This window comes from Polyangium sp. 15x6 (assembly GCF_029960785.1).
Classification (GTDB): domain Bacteria; phylum Myxococcota_A; class Polyangia; order Polyangiales; family Polyangiaceae; genus Polyangium.
The window spans coordinates 93,108-105,442 of the sequence record NZ_JASBQE010000004.1; the positions used below are offsets into that span (position 1 = coordinate 93,108).

At 68.6% G+C, this 12,335-nt stretch carries 9 protein-coding genes; 3 read left to right on the top strand and 6 right to left on the bottom strand.

Features of this window, described 5'->3' with window-relative positions; genetic code table 11:
• Window positions 1–46: 46 nt before the first annotated feature.
• The gene (locus tag QHF83_RS04730; RefSeq protein WP_282416707.1) at window positions 47–1,225 is read right to left on the bottom strand and encodes a hypothetical protein; all 1,179 of its coding nucleotides are present in this window, start codon (window positions 1,223–1,225) and stop codon (window positions 47–49) included.
• Between the two features lie 256 nt (window positions 1,226–1,481).
• Window positions 1,482–2,411, bottom strand: coding sequence for a UV DNA damage repair endonuclease UvsE (uvsE, locus tag QHF83_RS04735; RefSeq protein ID WP_282416559.1), 930 nt, complete (start codon window positions 2,409–2,411; stop codon window positions 1,482–1,484).
• Between the two features lie 76 nt (window positions 2,412–2,487).
• Here uvsE and QHF83_RS04740 point away from each other — a divergent pair, with 76 nt between their 5' ends.
• Complete coding sequence (locus tag QHF83_RS04740; RefSeq protein WP_282416560.1) at window positions 2,488–3,570, top strand: hypothetical protein; 1,083 nt, start codon at window positions 2,488–2,490, stop codon at window positions 3,568–3,570.
• A gap of 65 nt (window positions 3,571–3,635) precedes the next feature.
• Here the strand turns inward: QHF83_RS04740 and QHF83_RS04745 are convergent, their stop codons facing one another.
• Window positions 3,636–5,462: a right-handed parallel beta-helix repeat-containing protein gene (locus QHF83_RS04745; protein ID WP_282416561.1), complete on the bottom strand. Its 1,827-nt coding sequence runs from the start codon at window positions 5,460–5,462 to the stop codon at window positions 3,636–3,638.
• A gap of 207 nt (window positions 5,463–5,669) precedes the next feature.
• Here QHF83_RS04745 and QHF83_RS04750 point away from each other — a divergent pair, with 207 nt between their 5' ends.
• Together QHF83_RS04750 and QHF83_RS04755 are read left to right on the top strand one after the other, a co-directional pair.
• Entirely contained in the window at window positions 5,670–8,633 is a 2,964-nt protein-coding gene (locus QHF83_RS04750; protein ID WP_282416562.1) for a kelch repeat-containing protein, read from the top strand.
• A gap of 267 nt (window positions 8,634–8,900) precedes the next feature.
• On the top strand, window positions 8,901–10,469 hold the full coding sequence (locus tag QHF83_RS04755; RefSeq protein WP_282416563.1) for a hypothetical protein: 1,569 nt from the start codon (window positions 8,901–8,903) through the stop codon (window positions 10,467–10,469).
• A gap of 25 nt (window positions 10,470–10,494) precedes the next feature.
• On the opposite strand, the gene QHF83_RS04760 is transcribed toward QHF83_RS04755, so the two are convergent.
• The 3 genes from QHF83_RS04760 to QHF83_RS04770 all read right to left on the bottom strand — a co-directional run bounded on the left by QHF83_RS04760 (window position 10,495) and on the right by QHF83_RS04770 (window position 12,186).
• Complete coding sequence (locus tag QHF83_RS04760; protein ID WP_282416564.1) at window positions 10,495–10,794, bottom strand: KTSC domain-containing protein; 300 nt, start codon at window positions 10,792–10,794, stop codon at window positions 10,495–10,497.
• 94 nt (window positions 10,795–10,888) lie between these two features.
• Entirely contained in the window at window positions 10,889–11,215 is a 327-nt protein-coding gene (locus QHF83_RS04765; RefSeq protein ID WP_282416565.1) for a hypothetical protein, read from the bottom strand.
• Window positions 11,216–11,775: 560 nt separating this feature from the next.
• The gene (locus QHF83_RS04770; RefSeq protein ID WP_348980425.1) at window positions 11,776–12,186 is read right to left on the bottom strand and encodes a helix-turn-helix domain-containing protein; all 411 of its coding nucleotides are present in this window, start codon (window positions 12,184–12,186) and stop codon (window positions 11,776–11,778) included.
• Between the last annotated feature and the right edge of the window lie 149 nt (window positions 12,187–12,335).

Sequence of the window (12,335 nt, forward strand, 5' to 3'; positions counted from 1 at the left end):
CGTCCCTTATCACATGTGTCTCTTCGCGTGAGCCCGTTTCTTTTCGTCACATCCACATGCGAACGACCACTCCATACGTCCCCGGCCCCGGGGTCATCCCCACATCGGCGCCGCCGAGGAGAACCCGATTGCCCGGGTGGAGCCGGACCGTATGCAGGACCCCGTTCTCCCCGAGGTATACGCGCAGGATGCCGTGAACGCCGAACGTGGTGTCGACGCGGCCGTCGCATGTGTACCGCACGAGGACGGGCGAGACGATTGTTTCGTTTTCCGGGGAATTGCCGACGACGAGGATACCCCCCCCGGGCAATACCACCATGTCCTCGGCTCGCATGCTGCCCGCGTGGCGTGGCCCTTCCGCGCGGCCCTCGGAGCCGAACGAGAGGTCGGGGCTGCCGTCCGCGAGGAAGCGGCGGACCACGAAATCTGGTTCGTCCCCTCCGGTGTCGCCGGCCACGACAATGGTGCCGTCGGCAGAAGGCGCGACGGACACCGCGCGCTCGCGGTTCGTGTCACGGCCGGCTTCGATCACGCCATCGCCGCCGAACGAGGGATCGAGCACGCCGTCCGCCGTCAGGCGAAGCACGACCATGATGGTTCCCTGGTCGAGGTCCGCGGTGCCGGCCACGAGAATGCGGCCGCTCGCGTCGAGGGCGACCGATCGGGCGTGCGCGGAGACGCCCACGGGGACGGTCACGTATCCCTTCGGTGCAGCGAACGTGGTATCGAGCGCGCCGGTCCGGGTGGCGCGGGCAATGAGAATCTCCTGGCTGCCGCGCCCACCGACCACGAGGATCTTGTCGTTCGGAAGAACGAGGCCATCCGTGACGGACTCCTCGCCGCCGAGGTCGATCAGGCTCTTCCCGTCGGTGCCGAACCCGGAGCCCCCGATCGACCCGTCCGGCTCGAAACGCACGAGCGCGATGTTCGCGGATTCGCCGTGGAACTTGTCACGGTGGCCCATCGCGACGATTCCACCGTCGCTCTGGTGACCGACGGCGACGGCAAAGGAGGTGTCGGAGATCGCCGGCGAGAATCCCGTGCCGCGCGTGCCACTGCCACCAAACGTCGGATCGAGCCTCCCGGACGTGGTGAGCCGCGCCAGGCGGAAACGAACGCCCCCGAGCCCTCCCGCGGCCCAGCCCGCCGCGAGGATTCGATCGCCCGCGACATCGAGCCCAAAAAACGCTCCGTCGTCGTCGGCCCCGAAGCTCACCCGGGCCATTCCGTTCACGCCGAAGGTGTCGTCGAGCCTGCCCGCGTAAACGCTGGGCGCGGGGCACGAGGGTTCGACATCATTTCCGAAGAGGGGGCTCTCGTTGCGTTCGGTGGGCGCGGAATCCGTTCCGCATCCGGCGAGCGTTGCGAGGGACGAAACGACCAGACGGGAAATCGCGCTGCGCGACAGCCTCATGCCCGGGAACGTCGGGCTGCGCGGCGGGCACGTCAAAGCCGCATCCAGGTCTCCCGCGTTTTCCCGTTCAGGCGCGCGATACGACCGCGGCGCGCTTCGGCTTGGCCGGTTCGAGGCGCGTGCGCTGGAGCCTGAAGAGCGCGAGGTCCTTTTGCTTCGCCTCGATCATGAAATCGCTCGGCAGCTCGAGCGCGGCAACGGCCTCGCGGTAATCCTTGGGATCGATGTAATCAGCGTGCGCGCCCGGAGGACCGTCCTTCTTCTGGCTGGCGAGGTGGTGCTTGGGCCGCAGGCCGAGCGGCAGCCAGGTCGTGTTCGCCATGCGGAAGAGCTCGTCGATGGGGACGACGGGATCCGAGGGCAAGACGGCATTGTGCAGCGGATCGGCGAGGAACGGCAGGCCGTGCGCGCGGGCGAGTGGAAAAACCTCGCGAGCGCTCCACGTGCGGTCGTCGTGCTCGACGGCGATGCGGCGGCGCGCGTCGTCGGGCAGGGCGTCGAGCATCCGGTGCGCGGCATCCATCGCGGTCGCCCGATCGGGCGCGGCCCCGCCGACGTGGAGCACGACGCGCGCCTCGGGGCCCTGGCCGAGCATGTCGAGGACGCGCGTCGAATAAAGCAATTCCTTCTCGGCGGCCAGGCGGACCTCGGGGCGCGCCGAGGCGAGCGAGGCGCCGGCGGGCGAGGGGTGCATGGACAGCCGTTGCCCCGAGCGCCTGGCGATCGCGCCAATCTCGTCGAAATCCCGCGCGAAGTGTTTCCACCAGTGGAGCTCGTTCACGGGGTGCGAGGCGAGCGGGACGAGGCTGGAGCCGATGCGGAAGACCTGGATACCGTGTTTCTCGTTGAACAGGAGGATCTGTTCGAGCTCCGCGAGGTTCTGCGCGATGAGGTCGAGGAGGCGGGCGGGCGTGGCATTGGCGACGCGGCAGGTGTGGCTCGCGCCGATCTTCAAGGACAAACACTGGGCCACGTAGCCAAGGCGATGCTTTCCCATGGAAGCGAGCAACTAAGGCCAAAGCTGCGATCCGGGAGCCCTCCCGTGCATCCATTTCGAGCCCGATGGGTTTTTCATGGGAGCGGCGGCGGAGAAGCGGATCGAGCAAGCCGAGGCGTGGCCCGCGGATCCCGCGGCGATGGAGGCCGGAAGGGCGCTCGTCCGGGCCCACGCGCGCGGGCGCTTCGCGCTCGTGCCCGACGGAGACGTCGACGGTTTGTCCGCGGGAGCGCTCGCGTTTCGAGCGCTCGAACGACTGGGGGCCGAGGTGGTGCCGGTCCTGCCCGGCAAGGGGGAGCACGTGCACATGGACGCGCTGCGAGCGCGAATCGTCGCCGCGAAGCCGGATGCGCTCGTGGTGCTCGACATGGGCAGCCGCGGCGAGCCGATCCTCCCGGGCCTGCCGACCTTGCTCGTGGATCACCACGCGCCCACGAGCGGTTTTCCCCCGGGCGCGACGGTCGTGAGCGCGTTCGGCCATCCGCCGGTGGCCGCGACGAGCCTGCTCGCGTGGCACCTCTTTCGTGAAGTCGCGGATGTGCGGGATTCCGCTTGGCTCGGGCTGCTCGGGGCGATTGCGGACCTCGGGGCCGCGCCTTTGCCCGACGTGGTGAAGGGCATGATGGGCGGCATTCCGCGCGCGAGCCTCCGGGAGGCGATCGTGCTCTTGAATGCGCCGCGGCGCTCGGCCGCGCACGACATCGCGGCGGCGTGGGAGGTGCTCCTCCGGGCGCGGGAGCCGGCGGACGTGGCGAAGGGGCGCGTGCCGGGCGTGGACAAACTCCGCGAGATCCGGGCCGAGGTCGCGGCGGAGGTGCAAAGGTGCGCGCGCTCGAGGCCGTATTTCGCGGGAAACGTCGTGCTCCTGCCCTTCCGCTCGGAGGCGCGCGTGCACCCGCTCGTGGCCCAGCGCGCGGCCGCGCGGTTCGCCGATCGGATCGTGATCGCCGCCAATTACGATTATTTGCCGGGCCGGGTGAATTTCGCCATGCGGAGCCGCGCCGAGCCGGACCTGTTACGTTACCTGCACGGCCTCGGCGCGCCGCTCACCGGAGACTCGGGCCACGGGCACCCGGGCGCGACGGGCGGGAGCATGCCGTTCGACGATTTCGATCGCCTGCTCGCGGCGATGGGCTTCAAGGCACCGCCGCGCCCTTGAAGCGTGTCCCGGGGCAGGGGAGGGGGAGCGCGCCCGCGGCGGAGCGCGCTCCTCCCGTCCATCCGTCAATCCTTGCCGAATCCCGCGCGGATGTACGTGATGGGCCCTTCCGCCGTGTATTCGTATCGATAGTTGTAGCGCGATTGCTTGCGCGCCTCGGCGATGTAGGCCTCGATCGTGGCCTCCTTGCCGAGCGATGCGTGATACGTGCCGAGCTTGCGCTCCGGATCCGGGTACGAGACCGCCGTATTCGTGGATTCCGTCTCCTTGGACTTCGAGACCCACTCGGTGAACGAGATGCCCGTCGCCTGCGGGCCGAATTCGAACCAGCTCTTCTCGGGCGCGCTCGAATACCAGCGGTTCTGGCCGAACGTCACGCCCGCGTTGAAGTCCTGGTTGAAGAACCGCACGAGCTCCTCGCCCCGGAGCGGCGACTGGAAATCGTTGGCCTCGATCTTCACGTTCGTGAGCGCCGTCGTGGAGAAGCGGATCCCGCCGCGCCAGTCGTAAACGATGTTGTTCCGGAGCGTGAGGTCCTTGATCGACTCGTCCGGCACCTGCATCGGGTCGTATTTGCGCGTGAGCTCGAACGCGATGTGATTGCCGCCCGCGCTCTTGTCGTGCGCGAGGATGTTGTCCTCGACGACCGCCGACTTGATGTTCCCGAGCTGGACCCCGATCCCGCGCGGCTCGGCCTCCGTGATATCGCCCGCGTCGTGCACCACGTTGCCGGTCACCGTGCCCGTGACGCCGCCCGGGACCGGGGTCGCCGGGCCGTTCGTCAGGCCGTACGAGAAGCCGATGGGATTGTCGATGACGAGGTTCTTGTCCACGACGCCGCCCGCGCGCGCCTGCAAGCCGTGGCTCGCCGCGCGCGTCGTGATGTTGCCGCGGATCGTCACCTTCGAGCACGACGACTGGACGTAGACGTTGTGGTTGTGGATCGTCGCGTTCGCGCCGGGGACGTCCGCATTCCAGCCGTTGTGGTCGAAGACGTTCCCTTCGAGCACGAGCACGTCGACGTTCGTCGCATAGAAGCCCTCGGAGTCGTCGAGGGTCTCGTTCGGATCCGGAGCTTCGAGCTCGTACGCGTCGACGATGACCGAGCGGCGCAGCCGGACGTTGTTGATTTTGCCCTGAATGCCCTGGATGCTCATGTTGCCCGTGTAGGATTGGATCATGAGGTCCTCGAAGAGCAGGTCGCCGCCCTGGGCAAGCCACACCACGCCCTCGTCGCCCGCCGGGCCCACGAAATCGGAGCTGGCCGGGTCGCGGGTGTTCGCATGGAAATGGATGCCCACGAACGCGAGGTGCTGGAGCGTGGCGGCCGCGTCCGCGGAAAGCCCGCGCTTCGCGCCCGTCTCGAGCAGCGGACGCGCCACGGCGTCGCCGTACGTCGAGACGAGCATCGGCTCTGTCGTGCTCCGCCCCGACAGCATCCACGTGCCGAGCCCCTCGTTCCAGACGTCGCCGCGCTTCAGGAGCAGCCAATCCGGGAAGCCATCGCGCAGGAGTTGCTTACCCTTTGCGATCGTCTTGACAGCCTTCTCCGGCGAAAGGCCGTCGTTGTCGTCGTTCCCGTCCGAGCTCGATACGTAGATCTTTTGTGTGTCGGCGCTCTCCTCGAAGTTGGTCCATCCGACGGTCGGATCCCAGGGCGGACCGGCATCCATGCCGCCGGTCCCGCCGGCGCCGCCGAGGCCGCCCGCACCCCCGCTGCCGCCCGTGCCTCCGCCGCCGGCGCCGCCCGCGTTGGTCCCCGAGGAGGACGATCCGCTCGCGCCCGGGCCTGGATCCGTGCCGCAGCCCTGCGTGAGCGCGAGCGCCCCGAGGAGCCCCAGGAGCACGGGGGCCACGGCGAATGAAGTCGAACGAGAGATCTTCGCAAGCATGAGTATCTCCAGCGCGCGCCCCTCGCCGGCATGGCGGGGGAAGGCATTCATCTCACGGAGTTTCGCGTGGATCGTCAAGCGTCGTGGAGGTCGTTTCCGTGCGATACGAACTTCGGCGTCCCGCCATTGACGCGGCAGGGTCTTGACGCCGCGCGTCCCCGGGTCTTCGATGCATGCTTTCCGACTCGATCCAGGAGATCCACCGCCATGCAATCGATTCGCCTCTGCAGGCGTGCTCTCGCCGTGCCGCTCCTCCTGCTCCCGCTCGGCGCTGCCTGGGGCGGCGCGGGGTGCAGCGGCGAGGAGTCGCAAGGCGCGTCGGGGAGGGCCGGGAGCGCCGCATTCACGCCCGGCGTGAGCCCCCGCGAGGCCGGGGCGCTGCGCGAGCGTTTCCCGGCGCAGGCGGCGCGGATCCTCGACGCGGACGCGCTCTTCGTGGGAAGCGACGAGGGTTTTTCCCCGGCGCCGAGCGGCGTGCAAAAGGCGCGCGTGGCGCGCTCGCCGGCCGTGCCCGGCGAGGCCCCGAGCGAGGGGACGCACACGGAGCCCAGGCCTTTGCCGAGCGGGCTTTCCATGCATTTGCCGCGTCGCGCCGAGGATCCGGTGCGCTTCGTGTTGCCCGGTGATGTTTCGGTGCACGTGCGCGAGATCGGCGTGGGCGGCGAGGGCTCGATCGCCGCCCACGCGGTCGCATACGAGCGGGCGGGCGGGACTTCGTTCTGGACGGTGACGGCGGCGGGATACGAAGAATGGTTGTGGCTCGAACGGGGCGTCGCGACGCCGGATCGAGCGGCGGCCGCGTGGACGGTCGAGGGCGCCACGGTGCGGCAGGCGGGGGACGCGGTGGAGCTCGTCGATGGACGCGGCGTCACACGAATACGCGTGACGGCGCCGGAAGCGGTCGCGGCTTCGGGGAAGCCCGTCGCGGCGCGGCTCGTCGCGCGCGGCGAGACGATCGAGCTGTGGGTCGACGCGAACGGGGAGGAGGTGCTCGTCGATCCGGCATGGACGCCGACCACGGACCTCAATGCGGTCCGGGCCTATCACACGACAAACGTGCTCCCGAGCGGCAAGGTCCTCGTGGCCTCGGGGCACAATGGGATGAATTACCTGACCTCCACCGAGCTTTACGATCCCGCCTCCGGGACCTGGACGTACGCGGGGCCCGTGACATACGGGCGTTCCGGGCATCAATCGGTGGTCCTCGCGACAGGCCGGGTGCTCCTCACCGGAGGCTGGGACGGCGGCTCGGATTGCCTCAAGGACACCGAGATCTATACGCCGACGACGAATACCTGGTCCCATGCGGCCCTGCTCGGCGTCGCGCGCTGCGTCGTCTCGCTCACGCTGATGGCCAATGGCAAGGTGATGGCCTCGGGTGGCATCAATTATAACCAGGCGGCGCTCGGGTCGGCGGAGGTTTACGATCCGAACACGAACACCTGGTCGCCGACCGGCCCCATGACCGTGCCGCGCGTCAACCACGCGCTCCAGGCGCTCCCGAATGGAAAAGTGCTCGCCATCGGCGGCGCGCCGACCACGAATTCGCCGACCTATGTCTCCGTGGAGATCTATGATCCGGCGACGAACGCCTGGACCGCCGTCGCGCCGATGGACGTGGCGCGCGCGCAGCACACGTCGACGCTCCTGCCGTCGGGCAAGGTGCTCGTCACGGGCGGGACGAGCACTTCGAATGGGGCCCTCGCCTCCGCGGAGCTTTATGATCCGGCGCTGGACACCTGGGCGTCGGCGGGCGTGATGAGCCATGCGCGGCGCCTCCACACGGCCACGTTGCTCCCGGGCAACCAGGTGCTCGTCGTGGGCGGGTTGCTCCCGGATAGCACGTCGTCGGGCACCGCGGACATCTACCATGTCGAGACGAACGACTGGACCCCGGCGGCCTCTCTCGTCAGCGCGCGTCATCGCCACGGGGCGGCGCCTCTCGGCAATGGCGCGGTCCTCGTCGCGGGCGGGCAGCACAACCTCGCGTACATCGGCAGCGCCGAGCTTTTCGCCGGCGGCAGCCTGCTCGGCGCTTCCTGCGCCGCCGCCCTCGATTGCCAGAGCGGATACTGCGTCGACGGCGTCTGCTGCGACACGCCGTGTAATGCCGGCACCTGCGATGCCTGCTCCGTCGCCGCCGGCGCTGCCGCAAACGGCACCTGCGCGCTGTTCACCGGCCCCTTGTGCGACGACGGCAATGCTTGCAGCCAGAAAGATGTTTGTCAGAACGGCATGTGTGTCGGGAGCGACCTCGTCGTCTGTGTCCCGCCGAGCGACGCCTGCCACGTGCAGGGCACCTGCAATCCGCAGACCGGTATCTGCTCGAATCCGATCGCGGCGGACGGCGCGCCTTGCAGCGATCAGAACGCCTGCACCACGGGAGAGGCTTGCCAGGCGGGGACGTGTATGGGCGGGAGCTCCGTGGTCTGCGCCCCGTCGGACGATTGCCACGAGGCCGGCGTGTGTGATCCCGCGACCGGCTGCTCGAACCCCGCGAAGCCCGACGGCGCCTCATGCAATGACGACGATGCTTGCAGCCAGACGGACGTCTGTCTTTCGGGCACGTGTGTCGGGAAGAACCCGGTCGTCTGCCCGTCGAGCGATGCTTGCCATGACGACGGCGTCTGCAACCCGGTCACCGGGCAATGCTCCGCGAAGGTCATGCCGGAGGGCACATCCTGCGACGACGGCAATGCCTGCACGCAGATGGACACGTGCCAGGCCGGCACATGCCACGGCTCGAGCCCGATCACGTGCGCGCCGCCCGACGATTGCCACGAGCAGGGCACGTGCAATCCCGCGAGCGGCGCGTGCTCGTACCCGGCCAAACCCGACGGCGTTTCCTGTCCGGCCGGCACGTGCCAGAGCGGCGTGTGCAAGCCCGACGGCACGGGCGGAGGCGGAAGCGTAGGCGGTAGCAGCGGCGCGGGCGGCAGGGGAGGAGCAGGCGGCAGCGGAGGCGCAGGAGAAGGCGTGGGCGGCAGCGGCGGCCCGGGCGGCAGCGGCGGCCCGGGCGGCAGGGGGGGCGCGAGCGGGAGCGACGTGCGCGTGAGCGGCGGCGGTTGTAGCTGCACGACAAGCGAACCCACGGAGGCCGGCCTTCCGGCGGCAGCGGCGGCGGTCCTCCTCGGGTTTGCCTTGCGGCGGCGACGCGGGCGGGCGGGGTAGGCCGTTCCGTATGATAGGGTAGTGCCCAAACGCAAATTCCTTGACAAGCGCGGGTCACATCGCAGACGGTGGCCCGCAATGCGTCCGGACAATCATTTTACAAGGTGGGTTCTCCTCGCCGCCCTTCTCGGGGCCGGCGTGGGGGGGTGTGGGAACAAGGAGGGCGCCTCGGGGGGCGCTGCGCCGGGTGCTTCCGGCGCGCCGTCGGCCGCCGCGCCGGCATCGACGGGCGCGGCAGCTGCCGCGGGGGGAAGCGAGGGGGCGGCCGTGCAGCCGACGACGCCTCCCTCGACGAAGAGCATCCAGGTCAGCATCAAGGACCTCCAGCTCTTCCACCCGTACTCGTCCGAGCGCGCGATGCCGAGCGTGCGCGACAACGGCAGCTTCAGCACGCGCGACCAGAACTCCGCGTATGGCCTCGGCATCATCATCGAGGCGACGAACGACACGGGCGAGGTGCTCTCCGACGCCTGGTTCGAGGGCAGCCTGCGCTTCGTCAATGGCGACCGCGAGGTCGAGTGCAAGTTCAGCCCCGATTCGGTGGGCGACCTCTACAACACGACCTACACGCTTCATTTCAACAACGTTCCCGACGACGCGAAGGCCGATCCGTTCACCGGCGAGAAGCCCTCGGCGTGGCGGAACGAGTCGAGCTCGACGAACGAGAGCGTCTGGCGGCCGGGGGAGAAGATCCGGCTCGTGTCGCGCAAGAACGAGTGCGAATCGATCGTGATCGCGGACATGCCGCCCTCGCAGATCCGCGGCCGCATCGTGGTCAAGGCGAACAAGGTGTTCGTGAAATCGTACGCCTCCGTGTTCGACGAGAGCGCGTTCGATCTGGCGCTCGTCGGGGACTCCGTGCGCATTCGCGACAAGGCGTCCGGGCACGTCGCCTTCGTGCCCGTCCGCGAGGAGGCGGACGGCAATCGGAGCGCGCGGTACAACGTCCTCACGATGACGGCGGCCAAGGACGCCTCGAAGGACGCCCCCTCCGTGCCGCTCTCGCACCTCGAGCTGCGGTATCCGATCCGGTACACGCGGGCGGACATCCTCGAGAGCCCGCCGCTCGAATTCGATCTGCCGCCTCCGTCGATGACCATGCAGATGGTGAAACTCCCGTCCGGGGAGTTGGTGCACGCCTCGGGCAACGTCCTCGTGTACGTCAAGGAAAACAAGGTCGTCTACCAGGACATGGCGAAGGCAAAGCTGAGCCTGCTCGGCGTCTCGCGCGAGGACGTGCCGGGGTCGATGCCGGCGGTGACGTTCACGAAGAACGAGCTCTCCGGCTCCGTGAAGAGCGCGACGCTCACCGATCACGTGGACGATTCGGCGCTCTCCAAGGGGCAACGCAAGCTCAGCGTGACGTGGAATCTGCATTTGCAGGGTGACGGCATCGACAGGCGCCTGCGTGTTCCGTTCGACATCGCGTCGAGCGAATACGAGAAGGCGGCCGCGGACCTGCAGAGGGTCGACGGCGGAGACGCCGCGGCGGTGGCGGAGGCGAAGGGGGCCGAGGCGAAGGCGAAGGCCGCGAAGAGCGCCGCCGAGACGAAATACAAGAGTGGCCTGAAGGGCGAGCGCGAGAAGCTCGCGAAGGCCTTCTCGTGCGCCGAGGTGAAGATCGCGACGAACCGCGGGACGAAGAGCCCGTCCAATGGAAAGGCCGTGGGCGAGGCATGCAAGGCGCTCGTGACGGGGAGCGACGACCTCGAGGTGACGATCACCTATACCCTCGACCGATACGAGATCCCGGTCGCGCTCGTGTACTCGCTCGGCGGTGATTTCACCTGGAACCCCATCGCGAGCGCGCCCCTGCTCCGCCTCGACGCGCGCTGAGCTCGTCCCCTCCGGCTCTCCCGCTTCAGCAGAGCCGCTCGCACGGGTACTGTCCACGCACGTTCGCCAGGAAATACCTCCCCAGCGAGGGTGCGTGGAGCAGCCCGTCGTGCACCTCGGGGGGCACGCCGCTGTAGCGGTAGAGCCTGCCATCCTTGAATTCGAGGTCGAGCTCGCGCGCTTCGGGGTTGTATCCGACGCTGCGCAGGCTCGTCGACGTCACCGGGACGCGCGGCGGGAAGTCCTCGGCTGCCTCGGTTTCGCACGGACGAACCCAGTCCGCGGGCAAACCCTGATCACCGATGCTCGGGCGGCGGTTCTGCATGCAGACCACGTTCCGGGACGAACGTGCCCTGCCTCCTCCGTTTGTCCGCGGCTCTCCGGCGAACCGGGTTTGTCCGCTGGCGCCGGGCGGGCTGTCAGGGCAAGATCCACTCCGTGATGGACTGCTCGCACATGGGGGCGCACTCTTCGGACGGAGCGGTCGGCACGTACGTGGGGACGATGTCCCGGTTCGCGACGAGCTGGCCGTCCTTGTGGAGGCGTAAGCTCGCGTCCTTCGGTTTGCCGCGCGTCCAGACGAGCAGCTCGAACTTGCCGGGGATGTCGTCGCAGGTCGTGTTCGGCCCCGAGGTGACGCATTGCCTCTGTTTCGCCAGCTTGGCGAACACGGGGCCGTCGAGGTTGTAGAAGCCCTGGACAGAGTTGTTGAAGACGAAGGAAAAGAGCGTCGTCGTGCCCTCCACCGTGACCTCGAGGAGCCACTCCCCTGGTCCCAGGAGTCGTCGGGGTTCTGGATGATCACCCGGAGTTCGTCGTGGCAGGTCCGGCCGTCGAGCACGCAGGGATCGCTGTCGCAGCCGGCACCGAGGGGGGCGAGGGGGAGAAGGAAGGAGAATGCGGTTCGCAGGGGCCTGGAAAGCATGCCCCAGGGTATCACTGCGTTTCGGTGGGGTGAATGGAGGAAGGGTTCAGGCCGCGTGGCGGCCCGGTTTTCGCCGCGCCGCGGCGAAGCGGACGGACGCGAGGGCATTCGGCATGGCGTCTGCATACCGAGGCTCGTCCGGGCGCGAGAGGACGCGTCCGCGGCATACAGGAGCGAGAAGGTGATGCGGAAGGAGAAATCGAGACCCGACGATCGAAGCGAGCCCGAGGTGCCCCCGAGCGGCCCGGCTCGTGCACCAAAGGCCGATGCCGAGGGCCACATTCCCCCGAACGCCCTGCATACGCCGACGCCCCCGGAGACGCAGCCCTCGGATCCGAGATATTACGAAAAAATACCCAAGCTGCCCGGGGACAGCTGAGTCTAAGCGCGGGCGCTCGTGCGGCGACGCGTGGGCGCTTGCGCCTCGACCGGGGCGCGCGCCTGCATCTCGCGACGCAGCTTCAGCAGATCTTTCTTCGGCAACCTGCGCACGAGGTCCGCGATCCGGCCTCGATCGTCCTCTTCGGGGAACGTCACGAGATCCATCGGGAGCGCTTCGAGCGCGAGCGCGATGCGCTCCAGCGTCTCGACCGTGATCGCCGCGAGCCCGTGCTCGACGCTGGAGAGATGGCCTTTCGATAGACCACCCGCGTCCGCGAGCTGGGCCAGGGACATGTTCCGCTCGACGCGGAGCGCGCGGATACGGGCACCAATCTTGGAAGTGAAGGGAGCGGCAGTCTTTCTTCTAGGCATGCGCGAGACTATGCCACAACCAAGAGCCCAGCCAAACATGATTTCGTCATTCCGATGAAGTTTTACTTAGGCGAACATTCTGCTGTTCTGGCGAGGAGATGCGCCGCGTCCAAGGCCTGGATCGCAGGCGCGCGGGCCGCGCCGGCGGGCGCGCGAGCAGTGTCGGGAACGCCCGACGCCCGCGCGGG